Annotated in this window: 14 protein-coding genes; 8 read left to right on the top strand and 6 right to left on the bottom strand. The window is 46.0% G+C overall.

Annotated elements, in window-relative coordinates; genetic code table 11:
- Window position 1: 1 nt before the first annotated feature.
- From JO154_RS02620 to JO154_RS02645, 6 genes are all read left to right on the top strand, one after another.
- On the top strand, window positions 2–1,249 hold the full coding sequence (locus JO154_RS02620; RefSeq protein ID WP_291941593.1) for a cysteine desulfurase: 1,248 nt from the start codon (window positions 2–4) through the stop codon (window positions 1,247–1,249).
- 10 nt (window positions 1,250–1,259) lie between these two features.
- Complete coding sequence (locus tag JO154_RS02625) at window positions 1,260–1,688, top strand: SufE family protein (protein WP_291941595.1); 429 nt, start codon at window positions 1,260–1,262, stop codon at window positions 1,686–1,688.
- The gene (locus JO154_RS02630; RefSeq protein ID WP_291941598.1) at window positions 1,685–1,996 is read left to right on the top strand and encodes a DUF59 domain-containing protein; all 312 of its coding nucleotides are present in this window, start codon (window positions 1,685–1,687) and stop codon (window positions 1,994–1,996) included. The genes JO154_RS02625 and JO154_RS02630 overlap by 4 nt, the downstream gene beginning before the upstream one ends.
- Before the next feature lie 216 nt (window positions 1,997–2,212).
- Window positions 2,213–5,134, top strand: coding sequence for a DUF4132 domain-containing protein (locus tag JO154_RS02635; RefSeq protein WP_291941600.1), 2,922 nt, complete (start codon window positions 2,213–2,215; stop codon window positions 5,132–5,134).
- Between the two features lie 70 nt (window positions 5,135–5,204).
- On the top strand, window positions 5,205–6,779 hold the full coding sequence (locus tag JO154_RS02640; protein ID WP_291941601.1) for a beta-N-acetylhexosaminidase: 1,575 nt from the start codon (window positions 5,205–5,207) through the stop codon (window positions 6,777–6,779).
- Between the two features lie 231 nt (window positions 6,780–7,010).
- Window positions 7,011–7,556: a hypothetical protein gene (locus JO154_RS02645; protein ID WP_291941603.1), complete on the top strand. Its 546-nt coding sequence runs from the start codon at window positions 7,011–7,013 to the stop codon at window positions 7,554–7,556.
- Between the two features lie 175 nt (window positions 7,557–7,731).
- Here the strand turns inward: JO154_RS02645 and JO154_RS02650 are convergent, their stop codons facing one another.
- From JO154_RS02650 to JO154_RS02660, 3 genes are all read right to left on the bottom strand, one after another.
- Window positions 7,732–8,676, bottom strand: coding sequence for an endo-beta-N-acetylglucosaminidase H (locus JO154_RS02650; protein WP_291941604.1), 945 nt, complete (start codon window positions 8,674–8,676; stop codon window positions 7,732–7,734).
- 394 nt (window positions 8,677–9,070) lie between these two features.
- The gene (locus tag JO154_RS02655; protein WP_291941605.1) at window positions 9,071–9,934 is read right to left on the bottom strand and encodes a pirin family protein; all 864 of its coding nucleotides are present in this window, start codon (window positions 9,932–9,934) and stop codon (window positions 9,071–9,073) included.
- 5 nt (window positions 9,935–9,939) lie between these two features.
- Entirely contained in the window at window positions 9,940–11,241 is a 1,302-nt protein-coding gene (locus JO154_RS02660; protein WP_291941607.1) for a hemolysin family protein, read from the bottom strand.
- A gap of 175 nt (window positions 11,242–11,416) precedes the next feature.
- On the opposite strand from JO154_RS02660, the gene JO154_RS02665 reads away from it, so the two are divergent.
- Window positions 11,417–12,382 (top strand): sulfite exporter TauE/SafE family protein, encoded by a 966-nt coding sequence (locus JO154_RS02665; protein WP_291941610.1) that lies wholly within the window; start codon window positions 11,417–11,419, stop codon window positions 12,380–12,382.
- Window positions 12,383–12,390: 8 nt separating this feature from the next.
- Here JO154_RS02665 and JO154_RS02670 read toward each other — a convergent pair whose 3' ends face one another.
- Together JO154_RS02670 and JO154_RS02675 are read right to left on the bottom strand one after the other, a co-directional pair.
- Window positions 12,391–12,729: a NirD/YgiW/YdeI family stress tolerance protein gene (locus tag JO154_RS02670; RefSeq protein WP_291941612.1), complete on the bottom strand. Its 339-nt coding sequence runs from the start codon at window positions 12,727–12,729 to the stop codon at window positions 12,391–12,393.
- A gap of 115 nt (window positions 12,730–12,844) precedes the next feature.
- A complete protein-coding gene (locus JO154_RS02675) occupies window positions 12,845–15,946 on the bottom strand; it encodes a TIM-barrel domain-containing protein (RefSeq protein ID WP_291941614.1) in 3,102 nt (1,033 codons plus the stop codon).
- A gap of 84 nt (window positions 15,947–16,030) precedes the next feature.
- Between JO154_RS02675 and JO154_RS02680 the strand changes: the two genes are divergently transcribed.
- A complete protein-coding gene (locus JO154_RS02680) occupies window positions 16,031–17,245 on the top strand; it encodes a dicarboxylate/amino acid:cation symporter (protein ID WP_291941616.1) in 1,215 nt (404 codons plus the stop codon).
- 1 nt (window position 17,246) lies between these two features.
- Here the strand turns inward: JO154_RS02680 and JO154_RS02685 are convergent, their stop codons facing one another.
- Entirely contained in the window at window positions 17,247–18,419 is a 1,173-nt protein-coding gene (locus JO154_RS02685; RefSeq protein ID WP_291941618.1) for a PLP-dependent aspartate aminotransferase family protein, read from the bottom strand.
- Between the last annotated feature and the right edge of the window lie 157 nt (window positions 18,420–18,576).

Raw genomic sequence — 18,576 nt, forward strand, 5'->3', positions numbered from 1 at the left:
CATGGAACATATTGCTAACATAGGAACCACCACACTAGATGTTGCCGCTATCAGGAAAGATTTTCCTATCCTGCAACAGTTGGTGCACGGCAAACCGCTGGTATATCTCGATAATGGTGCTACCACGCAAAAGCCGCAAGTGGTAATAGATACAATAGAACGTTACTACGAAACATATAATAGCAATGTGCACCGTGGTGTACATCATCTGAGCCAGGTGGCAACCGATGCATATGAAAAAGCCCGCCAGATCGTGGCTGGATATATCAATGCACCTAATGCCAACCAAGTTATCTTCACAAAAGGTACTACCGATGGTATCAACCTCGTAGCCAACGCCATGAGCCGCCGCTTCCTCAAAAAAGGAGACAGCGTGATCATTTCCGCTATGGAACATCACTCCAATATTGTTCCTTGGCAGATGGCTTGTGAAGATACCGGCGCTACCCTGAAAGTAATCCCTATCAACGATAAGGGCGAACTCCTCATGGATGCGTACGAGGCCATGCTCGATGATACCGTTAAAATTGTAGCTGTAACTTATGTTTCCAATACCATGGGTACCATCAATCCCGTGGAAGATATCATCACGCTGGCGCATGCACGAAATATTCCGGTACTGATCGATGCCGCACAGGCTATCCAGCACCTGACCATAGACGTGCAAGCGCTGCAACCGGATTTTGTTGTATTCTCCGGCCATAAAATCTATGCCCCTACCGGCATCGGTGTACTCTACGGTACTTCCGAATGGCTCAACAAACTGCCTCCTTACCAAGGCGGTGGAGATATGATTAAAACCGTTACTTTCGAAAAAACAACTTATAATGAGCTGCCCTATAAATTCGAAGCTGGTACCCCAAATATTGCGGGTGCTATCGGATTGGGTGCAGCCATTGAATATCTGCAGCATATCGGCATTCCGGCTATCCAGCAATGGGAAGAGGAATTAACCGCCTACGCTGTGGATCAGCTCCGCCAGATAGACGGCCTCCGTTTTATCGGCGATGCTGCCCACAGAAGCGGCGCGATCTCCTTCCTGGTGCACAACATCCACCCATTCGATATGGGCGAACTGCTGGACCAACAAGGAATTGCCGTTAGAACCGGACACCATTGCACCGAACCACTCATGGACCGCTTTCAAATTCCAGGTACCGTTAGGGCCTCCCTGACTTTCTATAATACCATGGAAGAAATTGATAAGCTGGTGGCCGGTGTGAAACGTGCCAGCAAAATGCTGCTGTAAATTGGGCATCATGACGATCAAAGAAAAACAAGACGAGGTAATTGACGATTTTTCCTTCATGGAAAACTGGGAAGATAAATATGAATATATCATCCAGTTGGGAAAAGAACTGCCCCTCATTCCGGAAGAATTCAAAACAAGCGATAACCTGATCAAAGGCTGCCAATCCCGCGTATGGCTGCACACAGAACTCAAAGACGGTCAACTCATCTTTACCGCCGATTCTGATGCCGTTATCACAAAAGGACTCGTAAGCCTCATGATCTCCGTACTTTCCGGCCATACGCCGAAGGAAATCGCGGACGCAGAAATATTTTTTATCGACGCTATCGGTTTGAGCAGTCATCTCTCCCCTACCCGTTCCAACGGTCTGCTGAGTATGCTGAAACAAATGAAACTTTATTCCGTAGCCTACCAGGCGAAAATCAATCAGCAATGAGTGAATCAACATTAAGGGATCAGATAGAAGAACAACTCCGCACCGTTTATGACCCGGAAATTCCGGTGAATATCTGGGAACTAGGACTGGTATATGCCATTAAAATCAAAGACGATAATAGCGTTGGTATTGATATGACCCTTACCGCTCCCGGATGTCCCGTTGCCGGAGATATCATCCGCGAAGTGGAAGAAAAGGTCAGAAACCTGGAAAGTGTGACCGATGTACACGTCCACCTTACCTTCGATCCACCATGGACAAAGGAAATGATGAGCGAAGAAGCCAAGCTGGAACTGGGTTTCCTCTAATCAACTCCTCTATTTTTATAAAATTTATTGCCATTTATCAGATAGTCCCCAAAAGACATTTGATATTTGGCTTTTTTATTTTTCGATTTTCTTTAATTTGTGACCGATTTTGCTTCAAGTAGGCATTATATGTATAACTTAATTTTTTAATCTTTAAAACCGCTATCCGCGGCAACAAGCAGAGAAGACTAACTAAACAGAACCTATTTAGACCTTATGCCATATACAGAGGAAGCGACACAACCAATTATCGAAAGACTGAAAAAAAGGTTCTTCCAGCATGCGAATGAAACCACGATCGTGTCGATCCATCTGTTCCTGACCGGCAGACAAGCCGCTGTTCCCTCTCTGACCACCACAGACGAAATAGCAATGGCAGGCGCCTTTATCCCCCTGCTACAGCTCCCGGACCAATGGAATGACAACGACCAGTTGGTATTACAGTTACTATCCGAACCACAGGTATGGGAGAAAAATGAGCATGATTTCCTGAAGCATATGATCCCTATGCTAGATATGCCAGGCAGCTCCTCCTCTATTGTACAGCGATTCAGCAATTTTACCCACTTCCTGCAGCAACAGGGCTATTCCCCTGAGAAAATCGGCTCCATGATGATCCTTTATTCCAATTATGGCGATAATATGGACCTCATGCCGCTGAAATTTTCGCCCCTGCGAAAATTCCTACAGGATCTGCTTAGATCAACGGATCAACTGACAATACAACCATACCTTCAAAGATGGTATCAGCAAAACTGGAACTCCCTGTTCTTTCGACTCCTTAGTAGGAGTCATCCCGACCATGAAATGAATTACCTGGAAGCCAAACTCCTGCAACAACTTCCGGGATACCTTCACAGTGAACTAGCCAATACCTTATTACAGCACAACTTCAGTAAATATGAACCGTTGCTGCTGCAAATCGCTACTGCCGCCGCCAACGCAGGATCGGTGGCCGTACGCCTGGGCGTTCATCTCGCCCTCACCAATTTCCAACCTGAAACCTATCAGGCGAATTTACTCCCGCTATTCCGGCAATACCTGGAAGATTTTACTTCCCATCAGCCGGAGGTAGAAGGATACGCTACTACCCTGCTGCATGCGGACGACCGCCGCAGTTATCCATTAAGCGTCATCGCCCTGCATGGCTTGCTCCAACAAGACCCTGCCGCCGGTACCGCTTACCTGGAACAGTTCATCCGTGAAAAACGCATGATCCAGGGAGAATGCTTCGATATCCTCGGCCAACAACCGCAACAACAAGTACTACCTATCCTGTTGAATGCACTGGAAAACGGCTACGATATCAAACTGCTACTACCCGTACTGGACCAACATGATCCCGCTGCTTTTGCGGACCAGCTATGGCCATATACCTTGCATAAACTGAAATCAGTACGCATGGCAGTAGCTACCCTGTTGGCACGAGACCCACAGGCTTATAACAAAGCCGCTGATCTCCTTCAGCATAAAAAGGCGGAACAGCGATTGGCAGCTACGCTCATCCTTTGCAGTATCAATACGCCAGCAGCACGTACCCTCATTCAGGAGGCCCTCCACAATGAGATCAACGACGATGCACGTGATATGATGCTGGAAACCTTGGGCAATACCATCCAGTATTCAGCAGATATGGAAACGGTCAATTACCTGATCGCTTCTGCCGCCAGCAGACATAAACTGTCCCGCCCACTGGAGAAATGGCTGGATGACCAATCCCTCCCTCTCCTGTGGACTACAGACGGTACACAGCTTCCCCTCGAGGCTACCCGCTTCCTCCTGTACCGCATGTCCAGGATTAAAGAAATGGGCGCCGACGTAGAGGCGAGACCGTTACTCCGCCTGCTCGACAAAACACGCAATGATGATTTTGCTGTGGCACTGTTCAATCTGTACGAACAACATGAAGGTGATACCAGACTGAAATTCCTCCTCGCTACCGCAGCGCTCACCGGTCATAAACAACTGGCGACTGCTTTACAGGATAATATCGCAGACTGGATTAAACATCGCCGTCCTCGTCAGGCGGAACATGGCCTGGCCGCATTGGCCCTCCATGCCGGCAGCAAATCACTTCAAATAGTAGAATACTACGCTAATAAATATGTTACCAGGAAAGTAGCGCTGGGTGCAGCCGCCAGAACTGCGCTGACCCGCGCCGCCGAAGAACTGGGACTCACCCTCCATGAACTGGGCGACAAAGCCGTTCCTGACCTGGATTTTGAAGGGCGATACAAGCCATTCGATATGAAAGGCGATACCTGGAAAGGATTTGTAGATCTTAACTTCCGCATCGCTTACCTGAATCGCAAAAACAGACGTCCGAAAACGCCGCCTGTAGCTGCCGCTCCAGAAACCAAACGTTTCTTTAAATCCTTGCAGAAACAACTGCCGGATATGGCTATTGCACAAACGAAGCGATTGGAACAGTTCCTCGTCAATCAGCGCAACTGGACAGCCAAACAATGGTTGGAACTGTTCCTGCAAAACCCGTTGATGTTTGTATTTGCCAACAGATTGGTATGGGCAGTATATGATGAAGCAGGCCAATTGATGACCACCTTCAGATGCACCGAAGAATCCCGTCTGCACAGTGTTTCGGGAGCTGAAATACATTTACCAGAATATGCCACCGTAAGATTGCTCCATCCATTGCAACTGGATGAAACCAGTTTGCAACAGTGGAGACAGCATCTCTCGGTAAACAATATCGTTCCTGCATTCAATCAGTTGGATAGAAACACCACGCTGTTAACGCCACAGCAACGGTTTCAGACACAAATCAACGATTTCGAAGATATAGTGATGGAGCAAGAAGCACTTATCCTCCATCTCCAGGAAAAAGGCTGGCTGCCCGCCATCAATGAAGAAGGAAATTTATACGCCTTCACCAAAACCGACGATATACAACAGGTAACCGCCACCGTGGATGTATTCAGCATATACCACGCATCCGGTATCCAGTGCAAACTGGGTAACCTGTACTTCACAGAAATATTACAGGAGTCAGCATCCGTCAGCAGCACCCATCCGGTGGCTGCTGACCGCCTACTCCCCTTCCTGAAAGTGGCGCCTATCTTCTGGGCAGAAGCCATAGCAGATATTGCCAGCGCCCGCATAAAGAGCGCACTCGTGTAAAAGTTCAGCCTGCATACGGAGATTATTTGTAATTTTTGCCTTTGGAAATTACTTATAACCTCCATTTATCATGCAGACAATAAGGCAAATGCTGGCAGCACTCACCGCGCTCTTTTGCGCTACCACACAGCTCTACGCAGTGAACATCATTCCACGACCTTCGGAAGTCAAAACCACTGGTACCACCTTTTCACTCACCGATCAAACCGCTATCATCGCCGGTAAAAGCGCCAGCGAAGCGGGTTTCCTCCAACAAACACTGGCCACTGAATATGGATTGCACCTCAGCGCCGCCAGTAATGCTGCTTCCAATTATATCCGCCTCGATCTTCAGCCCCAATTAGCCCAGGAACTGGGACAAGAAGGCTATACCCTCCATACGGATAATACCGGCGTAGTCATCACCGCCGCTACCAATACAGGCATATTTTATGGTATCCAATCTTTAAGGCAAATTATAAATGCTAACGGTAATATCTATACGATTTCAGGAGTAGACATAAAAGATAAGCCCCGCTTCGGCTGGAGAGCCTTTATGCTAGACGAAGCCCGTCATTTCAAAGGAGTAGCCACTGTCAAACAACTGCTGGATGAAATGGCCCTCCTGAAAATGAATACTTTCCACTGGCACCTGACAGATGATCAGGGCTGGAGAATAGAAATTAAAAAGTATCCACTACTGACCAAGATTGGCAGTCACCGCGATTCTTCGCAGACAGCCTTTGGCAGCAAGGTATACCGACTGGTTCCTCACGGTGGCTACTATACGCAGGAACAGATAAAAGATATTATTCAATACGCCACCGAAAGGCATATCAACATTGTTCCAGAAATTGAAATGCCAGGTCATGCCAGTGCTGCTATTGCCGCTTATCCTTGGCTGGGCACCCGCCACGAACAGATTGCAGTTCCCGCGCAGTTTGGTGTGCATTATAACGTTTTCAATGTAACAGATCCAAAAGTGATCGGATTTTTACAGGACGTACTGCAGGAAGTAATGACGCTCTTTCCATCCAAAGTGATACACATCGGTGGAGATGAAGTAAAATATGACCAGTGGAAAGCTGATTCCACTGTAGTGAAATATATGCGGGATCATCATCTCAACTCCCCCGCCGATCTCCAAATTGCATTTACTAATAGTATTTCCAATTACCTGGCCGACAACAACCGCAGAATGATGGGCTGGAATGAAATCATGGGCGTAAAACTCCACGAATATAATGATGCCAACGATGTTGCAGGTACGGAAAAACTAGCGCCACAAACAATTGTACACTTCTGGAAAGGAGAGCTCTCGCTCATCCGAGATGCCGTTTCCAAAGGCTATGATGTCGTAAACTCTTATCACTCCTATACATACCTGGATTACGATTTCAAACTGGATAAAGCCTATGGCTTTGATCCAATACCAACTGGACTGGAACCACAATACCAATCGAAAATCCTTGGATTTGGCTGCCAAATGTGGGGTGAATTTATCCCGGATGCACAAAGCATGAATGTACGCGTATATCCGCGCCTGGCCGCCTATGCAGAAGTTGGATGGACACAACCCGCCAATAAAAACTATACTGCATTCCAGCAGGCATTAGGCTATTTCTACGCACGTTGGAAGAAAGCAGGTATCAACTACGGTCAATAATAAATCAGGCTAACAGAAAAATTAATGCGTTCCCGAAGTGGTTCCACCCTATAGTGGAACCATTTTCGTTTTGTTCCAGAGATAATCAAAATGATAATTATTTAATCAATTTAATAATACATAAATAATTAATTTTCAATAACATTTGATTAACTTTTGACATGATTTTCGATAGGAAAAGCTCGCTACTTTTACGATGTAAATTAATTTTTTAACCCAAAAACACGTTGTATGTCGAATGATCAGATGCAAGTAATTTTAGGCGCTATTAAAGGATTGGATAACAAATTCACAGGTCTTCTGGACAAACAAGGTAAAGACCTTGAGCAAAGGATAATTTCCATGGACGAAAAATTTGAGAAAAAGTTTACCGCCATAGATCTCAGGTTTGATACCATGGATCTTAGATTTGAAAGTATGGATCGTAGATTTGAAAGTATGGATCGTAGGTTTGAAAGTATGGATCAAAGGTTTGATACCATGGATCTTAGATTTGAAAGTATGGATCAAAGGTTTGATCGAATGGAGGGGAATATGAAAGCGATGGATGAGAAGTTTGAAACACGATTTGATTTCATGGAGGAGAGTATTAAACAAATGGATATCAAGTCTGAAAAACGATTTGATGGTCTGCAGGACGATATTAAGATGCTGGATGACAAATGTGAAAAACGATTTGATATCATTGATTATAGTATCTTAGGAATGAGAACACATGTGCTCGAATTAGGCAAAAGATTGGATAGGCTTGAAATCCCGCGGATACAGAAAAATTGAATGCCCTTAGTCAAAACGAAAAGTACAAAAAATCATAAGCCCTCCATAACCCAAAAGAATAGGACGCCTCCAGGATACCTGAGACGACGTCCTATTTTTGTATTACCACTTTTTCAGCCAGCCGTAACCCCTTCTACTTAAACGATTTAGCACTTAATTTTAAAACACTCCGCTATCAAGGAGTATAAGTCACCTTACTACTGTAAAGCACCTGCGATACGGCAGAGAAATAAGAAGCCTTATTCGTACTGGTTAGATTGTACCAGAGATAAACCCCATAGCCGTTGCTTTTCGTGGAATTTGCCAGGGATACGGCAGTACTCTGGCTTGTACTCATAATATCTACGGCAGCAGGTGCCAACTGGCTTTTTGTGAGTCCCGCTACATTTGGAACGGAGAAAGAGCCATAGATGGCATTCCAGCTATAGTTCACAAAATCGCCTGCTTTCTGACCGCCATAAGACAAATAGGAAGCCGCAGGGCCATAGTAGTAGAAAGAAATAATCTTACCTGTGGGCAACAGTGAACGGAGTTCGCTCAACAGGAATACAAAAGAACTGTCGTTAGGCTGTGGTGTACCATTCGTGCCATAATCGGCATATTCATCATCGAAATCGATGCCATCTAATCCATAATAGGCAACAGTATCCGCCAGTTGCTGAGCGAAGTTATGCGCAGCAGTGCGACTCGTAAAATTCGAAATGCCAGCGCCTTGATGATTCCCCAGGATAGACAGCAATACTTTCATGCCTTTGTTTTGCAAGGGAACGATCTGTGTGCTCTTGTTTACCAACACACTAGTTACCTGCGGGTTGTTATACAGGTAGGCCTGTTGTGTAGTGGTGTTGAAATTGATATTGGCCGCGAATATAATGGCAATATCAAAAAGCTGCTGGCCACCTGTAGTGAGGGTATATTTTCCCGTTTCTAACAGGCTATTGCTGTTAACCTCCACATAGCAGACAGATTTCCCGCCGGCTTTGGTGACAGATTCTGTATGGGCTTTAGGCGTTTGATCAGTCTGGGGAGCAAGGTCCTTTTTGCAGGATAGCATGCCCAGGATAACAATGGTAATGGCAGGCAGCACAACGCGCTGCAGTGCGTGGAATCGGAAGGTCATGTTTAGATTTTTGATGGTTAATAAAAAAGGAAATCAGGATCGGATCATGGGATACGACTAACGGGTCTAACAGTGTGCTAAATTATCTCGACCAGAAAAATGTGGAATTCGAATTCTTATACTGAATATAGCAAAAAATCGATAAAACAAGTAAAACGATTAAGCACAAGCCCACAAAGGATTTGGACACAGTTTAGCAAGCCATAGTTTTGTCTGCCTTAGCATTCACAGAAATGTATGCTAAACAACGGTAGGTATTAACGAAAAGGCTGTATCAAAAAAAGAAGAAGGGTGTGACATCTGCGACGTCACACCCTTCTTCTTTTTTTTGTCACCTCAGGGCGACAGGCAAGAGATATTGCCTTCAATATGTAATGAGATATTTTTAGGGAGACTACTTTTCCAAGGTACCGAACAATCCATTCTTATAATCGGAGAAGGCCTGTTCAATTTCTTCGGCTGTATTCATCACGAAATTATCTTTTGCAGCAACAGGTTCATTGATCGGTTCAGCGCTGAGATACAGTATACGCGTGGTTTCTGTGGCTTGCAGCAAAATTTCCGTATGCGGATCGTCTTTATCAAACACCACTAAATGATAACAATCTACAGTAGTTCCATTTACGAGGAGACAACCATCAATCAGATACAACAGCGTCCAGTAGCCAGGCTTCGCATGCAGCCTGAATTCTTTTTCTGCGTGTATACTTCCCCAAATAGCAGTGATAGGGGTAAAATTTTTCAGTGGGCCTGTTTGACCACCATACTCCCCTCCTATCAGGGTTAAATGCACGCCCGCCTCATTAGCCACTACAGGCATGGTATTACCCGGTACATACTGATAATACGGCGCCTCAAACTTATGCGCCGCCGGTACATTAAACCAAAGCTGCAAGAGTTCATAAACTCCCCCTTCTTGCAGAAATTCTTCCGAAGGCCCTTCACTATGCAGTATACCTTTTCCTGCAAACATCCACTGTACATCCCCTGCTGATACCGTCATAGCATTGCCAGCATTATCCCGATGGAATCCCTGTCCTTGCAACATGAAAGTAACCGGTGCAAAGCCCCTGTGTGGATGCGGATGCAGCCGATCTTCCGGAGAGCCAGCAGGAAAAAACTTAGGCATCATGTGATGCACCACAATGAACGGATTCGCAAAACGAAACTGCGCGGTGGGCAACGACTGTCGCACTACTTCTGTATCCGTTATCTGCTTCTCTCTTCCTTCCAGTACGTGCAGGATTTTCTTTTCCATGGTTATTATTTTTGTTCGTCAGACAATAATTTCAGGCTAGCTTTCTCTACGGAGCTGCGGAACATTTTCAATATTAACACCTCGTATCTGTCCAGGCGCAAAACGTCTCCTTCTCTAGGAATATTGCCATGTACGTAGTTTATTAAACCCGACAGCGTTTCATAATGTTCGCTTTCAGGTAATGGATATGGCAGATGCTCGTTGATATCAGAGAGATTTTCGTGGGCATTCACGATATAGGTGATATCATCTTTTTTCTCCACAATCGGCGCTTCCTGGTCGTGCTCGTCCTGGATATCGCCTACCAGCTCTTCCAGGATATCTTCCATGGTCACAATACCCTCGGTATCGCCGAACTCATTGGTCACCACGGCCATCTGTATACGCTGTAACTGGAAAGTACGGAGTAGGTCCTTGATCTTCATACTATCTGGTACATAATATACCGGTTTGAGGATCTCATTGATATCCGTTAATTTTTTCTCATGCACGCCTTTCACCAAATCTTTGGTATAGATCACCCCTTTCAAATCATCCAGAGAATTGCTGTACACGGGATACCTGGAATAGCCATCTGTGATCACCTGGTTGACCAACTGATCAAATGGCAGGGAAATATCCAAGGCAGAAAGATTTTTGCGGTGCGTAAATATTTCTTTCACGCGACTATCATCAAACTCAAATACATTCTGTATCAGCTCTCTTTCCGTTTCTTCGATGGCCCCACCCTCCTGACTTTCAGAGATAATCAGTTTGAGCTCTTCTTCAGAGTGAATTTCTGATTCTCCGGCTGGTTGTAATCCGAAAAAGCGCAGGATACTGTTGGCCAGGCCATTCAGCATCCAGATAAATGGACGGAAAATGATGAAGATGAATTGCAGCGGTACTGCTACTGCCAGCGTGGTAGGCAGCGGTTTACGTATAGCCATTGACTTTGGAGCAAGTTCTCCAAAAACGATATGCATTACGGTGATAACTAAAAACGCAAATGGAATAGCTACCGCATGCGCCGCACTCTCAGTAATATGCAGCCCGATAGCATCCATGAAATTTAATACTAATGTTGTTACTACGGATTCTCCGACCCAACCCAGACCCAGGGAAGCCAAGGTAATACCCAGTTGTGTTGCCGCTAGATAACCATCGAGGTTACTCAGAACATGCTTTGCCGCTTTGGTAGCCCTTTTGGAAGCTCCTTCACTGGCGTTTATCTGTGAAGACCTAACTTTTACAATAGCAAATTCGGCCGCTACGAAAAATCCATTCAGTAAAACAAGAATTATAGTTCCAAGAACTTGTAGAAACATTATGTGGGAAAATTGGTTCGCAACCCCAAATATAGGCTAAAGAATTCTTATACGTTAAGGTATTTTTGCCAGTATGGTTACATCTCTCTAAAACTATCTTTTGGAATTTTTTTCTAATAGTCTACTATTTTCATAGAGTTTATGTATTTTGTGATGAAATTGACTGGATATATACATGGAGAAAGTCATACCATCTGCTGCCCCCACCGTCGTTAAAACAGCCGCTGTTCCGCCACAGGAAACAGTTTTGCCTGCCAAGAGTACCCCATCGGGAAGACGTATACTTTGGTGGACGGCTGCGGTGCTCTTCTTCGGAATTACCCTGACAACCATTTGGTGGCATACGCCCACTTTCCAGCAATATGTAGCAGACATCCCCCCTACTTTTTATTATTTTCTTCTTGCAGGGTTCATTTTTGCCATGATTGACGGCGCCATTGGCATGTCTTACGGTATTACTTCCACTACTTTTTCCTTGTCTATGGGTATTCCGCCGGCTTCCGCCAGTACGGCTGTCCATATTTCGGAAATCCTCAGTAATGGCATCGCTGGCTGGATGCACTTTAAAATGGGGAATATCAACAAGAAACTCTTCAAAATGCTCATCATTCCGGGCATTACAGGGGCGGTCATAGGGGCGTACTTGTTGTCTTCCCTGGAACATTATGCTACCTATACGAAACCCGTTGTTTCCCTGTATACCCTCATTCTGGGTAGTATCATCCTGAAAAGAGCGATTAATGTGCGCTATAAAAAAGCGCATCAGCATAAAAAAATCAAACGAATTGGCATTCTTGGCTTCTTTGGCGGCTTTATAGATGCCATTGGCGGCGGCGGATGGGGCTCTATTGTGCTCTCTTCCCTGATTGCCGGCGGCCGTCATCCTCGTTTTTCTTTAGGAACCGTTAAACTCTGCCGCTTCTTTATCGCTATGCTGAGTTCTCTCACCTTCGTAACGGTGCTGTCGCATGTGCATTGGGAGGCTGTGATGGGACTCGTGATAGGCAGTGCCCTGGCCTCTCCTATTGCGGCTAAGGTATCCAATAAAATCTCCGCTAAAACCATTATGATCGCGGTAGCTGTGATCGTTATATTGGCAAGTCTGAAAAGTATATACGGATTTGCGGTGAAAGTGCTGTAAATCTTTCCTCATTCTTCCATGATAAGCTTGTTGGCCTTCAGGGTGACAGGCTTATTTTGTTCATACACTACCAAGGCATATAAGATCATAGAAACCCGGTCGTCCAAAGGTTTGCTCGGGAGATACTTGTCATCTACATACACCTTGATCTCTGCGGTTCGATCTTCAAACTGATACCATCCTTTCGAAAGCTTCCGAGTAAAATAGCCGGTGAGTCGGACAGTAGCGCTGTCCCGGTCCAACTGCCTTGCCTTGCGCAATACTTCTCCTACAGTCAAATTCTCCTGCGGCGGGCGGGTAAATGCAAATGCGGTGATCAAGAACAAACAAAGGAACAGCGTTTTCATGTGTGACAATGGTTTCCTTTGCTAAAACAGCGCGCGAATCGAAAAGTTCATTGCAAAAAAAAGCTGACAGCTTTACAACTGTCAGCCGGAGTTGAATGGATGGATGCGGAAAATTTTATTCTATCACCAACTGCTGTACCTTACGGATATCAGCCATGCCAGCGTCTATCATGACACAACCTTTCTTGTAGCCAGGCTGCCATGTCCAGCTACTAATCACTTTTCCATTCAGCATTACTTTCTTTGGCTGCTGCTGACGGAATACTTCCAATTTAATACTACGTTTTTCTAACTGCCCATTGTACTTACCAGTGGTAGCACCAATGGTGACCGTAGTTTTACCACTCATATGTTTGGATGTGATATTCGTATAGGCGAAGGCGTTCGACTTTTTATACGCCAGTGTAGCGCCATCGTCTTCATATAATTTGAAATGACCATCTGCACCAGGGTAGACTTCCAGGGTGAGGGTATCCTTTGGTTTCTCCCTGTCGTACAGCATTTCAGGGTATTTAGGGATGATAGCTCCCTGCTTTACAAACAACGGCAGCTTTTCCAGCGGAGCGGCAAAGTTTTGCAGCCACTGTCCACCGGAATAGGTAACACCATTGTCGTAATCGGTCCAAGTGCCGACTGGTAGGTAGATGCTATCGCGTTTTTCTTCATCCTTGTATACAGGCGCTACGAGCAGGTATTCTCCACTCATGAATTGATACTGCGTAGAACGGCCCCAAGTAGTGCTATCCTGCGGATATTCCAGGATCATGGCCCTACATACTGGCGTACCAGTTTCATAGGCTTCGCGACAATAGGAATACATATACGGCGTCAGGCGCATTTTCAGCTTCATGTATTTGCGGTTAATGCTCGTATAGGGCTCATCGTAAGTCCACGGTTGCTTGTTGGTTTTCGCCCAACCGCTGATAGCCATATATACCGGCGTAAACGCCTTCCATTGCATATCGCGTACATATGTTTTGGCGCTTCCACGGAAAATACCGTCTACGTCGCCGGTAGCGTAGTTGAAGCCGGAGAGTCCGCTACCAATCACAGTTGGGATGTGGAAACGAATATATTCCCAGTTACCGCTCTGGTCGCCGCTCCACACGGTGGCATAGCGTTGTGTGCCCGCCCATCCGGCCACGCACCAAATGAAACCACGGGCATCTGCGTTATTTTCAATTCCCTGGAAAGCAGCACGGTTTCCATCCAGGCCCCATTTGTAACCCGGACCTACCCAGGCTACATCCAGCTTCATACAACGCGTGCCCAAATGGCCTACTTCATCTTTGATTTTTTCTACGCCGTTTTCTGTCCATAAACCTGTATAGAAACCTAGTTTATGTAAACTTTGCACCACTGTATCCAATCCCTGATAACCACAGCCATAGCCATCGTTAGGGAGTATCCAGCCACCAGGCATATCTTTTTCGCGATATACACGGGCCACTTTACTAATCACATCACCGGTGACGCCTTTCTTGTTATAGCAATCCGCATCGCCGAATTCAAGGCCCCAACGCGGCACCATAAATGGCCGACCTGTTACATGGGTATACTGATCCAGTACATTTTTAATGCCCGGTCCATAGAAATAATAAGCATCGAATTGATAGCCTTCATGCTGGAGTTTTACTGTATCGCGGAAGGCATATTCCCCTTTATTGAAGGTATTACGGAAAATGCCATAACCAGCGGTGCTCACGAAAAACGGCGCCGGGTTGGAAGTGGTATTCGCGCCCCAGTTACCGAAATTATTGCGGATAGGGATGATGCTGTCGCGATGCGAGAAATTGCCGTTCTGCATACCGCCACCGTAGAAGTAGTCTTTGCTTCCCCGACGCAGGCATTCTGTAGCCTGTTCACCCAAACTGATCGGTTCTGTTTGTTCAGAGATCAGCTTTCCGCTTTTATCGTAGACGGATATACGAAAAGGCGCTTTATCTATTTTCAGTGTTAACTTCGAAGTAGTGATGTTATAGTGTCTCCCTTTATCAGCTACCTGGTAAGGTACTGCTTTATCGCCGTTCCAAACGACGATACCATTTTCCATAGCATCTTCAAAATGACCGTCTGTACTTACTTGTAGCCGATACAGGTCTGCTTGTAGCCACTGCAGTTTTACGTTGGCGTTGCCCAAAGTAAATAGCAACTGACCCGGTTGCTGTTGCAGTTTCACAACATTCGTCAATGGCACTTTCTTCAATAGTAGATGGGTGGAGAGTTTATCGTTGGAGGGGTTTTCGTCTCCCGTTAATATCACCTTCGCATCCAACTGCCAGATACCTTTACTATGCAGGTCTGCCTTTTCCAACAGTACATCTCTATAGGCATATGGCGGCAGCGGCGCGGCTCCAAACGGAATGCTGATGCGCTTTTCCGCAGCACCGGTACCAATACTGTAAGTGACAGTAACATCCTTGTTTACCTCCTGCGTACCCAGGTTGGTAACGCGAATCGTCACAGGTTCCGCCGAAGAAAAGGCATCACGGCCATTTTGCGGGGTGACCACATTGGTAATGGCAATATCCAGCGGATATACTTTTTCATAATTCGCTAGGAAAATCTTTCCATTGAGCGTGCCTTTCGAATCCTTTATCACATTACCACTCCCCTCGTCGAACTTGTAATAGTGCAACAGGTGATTGTATTCAGGATCTTTATCCGTCACTTCTTTAAAGGCGAGTCGCGCAATGGTGGCCGCAGAGAGCTCCTTGTCCCACATACGCATCTCATCAACAGTGGCATTGAGGGTACCGAAACCATCTGCATCCAAGCCAATCTGGGACAAAGGCAGGGGTATACTTTTATCAATTGTCTGGATGAACTTACCGTCTACATAGAGGGAGGTATGCACACTATCCGCTACTAGGGCGATATGCGTGAGTTTACCAACCGGTAGTTCATAATCAAACAGGACGTCGAATTTACCTTTCTTGGTAAGCCCGATTTTGTTGGTATTGTTATATTGTTCCAAGCGGATACCACTTTCATAATCGCTGCTAGTGAGCAGGGACGAGTAAGTGCTTACTTTATTCCGGCTGACGAGGCATTCCACCGTATAAGGAGGTTGGAGGTCTTTACCGTTCAGTTCCACGAAATTGCTGGCGCCATTGAAACGCAGGCGGTATTGTGCATCAGCGTGGGTACAGGCCATACTCAGGAGTACCGTCAGTGCGGCCCCTCCCAGCAGGGACTTAAAGGAGATTCTTTTCATTGTTCAGTATATGCTAACGTGATGATAAAAATAGTCATCATAATTGAGAATTCCGGCATAAATTGTACGAGAAAAATTTCCTGTATGGGATTAATAAAGAATTACAGCAGTGTGCTGTGGCTCCTGGGAGGCATCATCGCCGGCAGTATAGCGGGATTGGTACTAGGCAGCCGGGTGACTGTATTGCAGCCGATTGGCGATATCTTCCTAAATTTACTCTTTACCGCTATTATACCGCTGGTATTTTTTGCTATCTCCAATGCCATTGCCCAAGTGGATGCTGGTCGGAAATTGGGCCGCATACTGGGCATCATGTCCTTGGTATTCTTATCTACCTTATTGATTGCCGCTTTCCTAACCATCGTTTGCGTATGGATTTTTCCGATTCATCAACAGGTGGTGTTATCGCATACTGCCGGAGATATCAGTAATCCGGGTAATGTAGGTCAGCAGCTCACGCGACTACTAACCGTCGATGAGTTTTACACCCTCTTATCCAGGAAGAATATGCTTCCTTTTATCATCTTCTCTGTGATAGTTGGTTTTGCCGCTATGAGAGCGGGTGGCGCGGGTGCTGGCTTCCGTAATTTCCTCTATTCCGGTAATGAAGTGATGAAGCAAGTATTGCACATCATCATGAAAGCCGGCCCTATCGGCCTTGGCGCTTATTTCGCCTGCCAGGTAGGCACCTTGGGACCAAAGTTGTTTGGCACCTATGCGCATTCCATGGCTATTTATTATGGTTTCGGCATCGTTTATTTCCTGGTGGGCTTCACGGGCTATGCCTTTATAGCCGGCGGTTTACGGGGTGTTAAACTATTCTGGAAAAACAATATCATCCCTACATTGACCGCAGTGGGTACTGGTAGTAGTATCGCCACCATTCCCGCCAACCTGGAAGCGGTGCCTCGCATGGGCGTTCCCAACGATATCGCCAGCGTCGTTATTCCGCTGGGAGCCACGCTCCATAAAGATGGTTCCAGCATCAGTTCTATCGTGAAGATGGCTGTCGTTTTCGGGATGTATGGCAAAGGCTTCGACAATCCAGAAACGATTGCACTCGCATTAGGCGTTACCGTTATTGCCAGCATCGTGGAAGGAGGCATTCCTAACGGAGGCTATGTAGGTGAACTGCTCGTCATGAGCGTATATGGGTTCCCGGTAGAAGCGCTCCCTCCCCTGATGATTATTGGTACCTTGGTAGATCCACTGGCTACTATATTGAATGCCACCGGCGATAATGTGGCCGCCATGCTTACCACGCGCTTTATGCGAGGGAGCTTGCATACCACGGAGTAGCTTATACTGCTGCGCTTACTTGTTCGGGAATAGGCTGTTTGCTGAAAGCCTGTTCCAGATCGGCTAACAGATCTGCCGCATCTTCCAGTCCAACGGACAAGCGGATCAGGCTATCGCTGACGCCCGCAGCTCTTCTTTTTTCATCTGGGATGGATTTATGCGTCATAGTCGCAGGATGACACAATAAACTCTTAATACCACCTAAACTTTCTGCCAGTTTGAAATATTGGGTAGACGTTACAAATGCGGTAGCTGCTGCGGTGGAATCATCTTTCAGCGTAAAGGAAATGATACCTCCAAACCCTTTACTCTGGCGTTTTGCCAGCTCATGTCCGGGGTGACTAGGTAATCCTGGATAGAATACTTTATCTACTGCTGGATGTTGTGCGAGGTATTCCGCAATTTGTTGCGCATTCAGATTATGTTGACGAATACGTAGCGGCAGGGTTTCAATACCACGAATCAACAAGAAAGAATCGAACGGAGATAATACAGCACCACAGGCATTTTGGTAGAATTTGATTTCCTGTGCCAGTTGTTCTGTTTTACTGATAACTACTCCAGCGATGAGATCAGAGTGGCCGCCTAAATATTTGGTGGCACTATGTATCACTAGATCCGCACCCAATGCGATAGGTTGTTGGAGTATTGGCGACGCGAAGGTGTTGTCTACACACAATAGCACATTATTTGCTTTCGCGATGCTGGCAATGGCTGCAATATCGGAGATCTTCAAAGTAGGGTTGGTAGGCGTTTCCAACCATATCAACCTGGTGGCTGGCGTTATCGCATGGAAGACGGTTTCGATATCGCTGGTATCAATATAATTGACATGGATCCCAAACTTTTTGTATACTTTATCGAATAACCGGAACGCACCTCCGTAGATATCATCCACGGCTAAAATCTCATCACCGGATTTCAATAATTTTATCACCGCATCAATGGCTGCAAGTCCGCTGGAAAAGGCGGATGCGCCAGCGCCTCCTTCTAGGCCTGCTATGATTTTCTCTGCCGTTTCGCGGGTAGGGTTATTGGAACGGGCATAATCATAACCTTTGTTGACACCAGGCGCTTCCTGCACGAAAGTAGAAGTTTGATAAATCGGAACAGCGATAGCGCCGGTTTGAGGATCTACAGGAATAGAATGAATCAACTGTGTGATAGTACTCATGGGTAAATGATTTTAAAGGTGAATAAAGGTGTTCCTGCAAGGGTACTATCAAGTGAGGTGGGCAGACAGGTGGGTGTTCTATTGCATGATAGCAATAAAAAAACTCATCTGGCAGCCAGATGAGTTTTAAATATGGTGATTCCGAAGAAATCGCAAT

Source organism: Chitinophaga sp. (assembly GCF_019236475.1).
In the GTDB taxonomy this organism is placed as follows: Bacteria; Bacteroidota; Bacteroidia; order Chitinophagales; family Chitinophagaceae; genus Chitinophaga.

Coding starts and splice junctions, on each gene's coding strand:
- JO154_RS02620 (WP_291941593.1), top strand. CDS start 2: ATGGAACATATTGCTAACATAGGAACCACCACACTAGATGTTGCCGCT.
- JO154_RS02625 (WP_291941595.1), top strand. CDS start 1,260: ATGACGATCAAAGAAAAACAAGACGAGGTAATTGACGATTTTTCCTTC.
- JO154_RS02630 (WP_291941598.1), top strand. CDS start 1,685: ATGAGTGAATCAACATTAAGGGATCAGATAGAAGAACAACTCCGCACC.
- JO154_RS02635 (WP_291941600.1), top strand. CDS start 2,213: ATGCCATATACAGAGGAAGCGACACAACCAATTATCGAAAGACTGAAA.
- JO154_RS02640 (WP_291941601.1), top strand. CDS start 5,205: ATGCAGACAATAAGGCAAATGCTGGCAGCACTCACCGCGCTCTTTTGC.
- JO154_RS02645 (WP_291941603.1), top strand. CDS start 7,011: ATGTCGAATGATCAGATGCAAGTAATTTTAGGCGCTATTAAAGGATTG.
- JO154_RS02650 (WP_291941604.1), bottom strand. CDS start 8,676: ATGACCTTCCGATTCCACGCACTGCAGCGCGTTGTGCTGCCTGCCATT.
- JO154_RS02655 (WP_291941605.1), bottom strand. CDS start 9,934: ATGGAAAAGAAAATCCTGCACGTACTGGAAGGAAGAGAGAAGCAGATA.
- JO154_RS02660 (WP_291941607.1), bottom strand. CDS start 11,241: ATGTTTCTACAAGTTCTTGGAACTATAATTCTTGTTTTACTGAATGGA.
- JO154_RS02665 (WP_291941610.1), top strand. CDS start 11,417: ATGGAGAAAGTCATACCATCTGCTGCCCCCACCGTCGTTAAAACAGCC.
- JO154_RS02670 (WP_291941612.1), bottom strand. CDS start 12,729: ATGAAAACGCTGTTCCTTTGTTTGTTCTTGATCACCGCATTTGCATTT.
- JO154_RS02675 (WP_291941614.1), bottom strand. CDS start 15,946: ATGAAAAGAATCTCCTTTAAGTCCCTGCTGGGAGGGGCCGCACTGACG.
- JO154_RS02680 (WP_291941616.1), top strand. CDS start 16,031: ATGGGATTAATAAAGAATTACAGCAGTGTGCTGTGGCTCCTGGGAGGC.
- JO154_RS02685 (WP_291941618.1), bottom strand. CDS start 18,419: ATGAGTACTATCACACAGTTGATTCATTCTATTCCTGTAGATCCTCAA.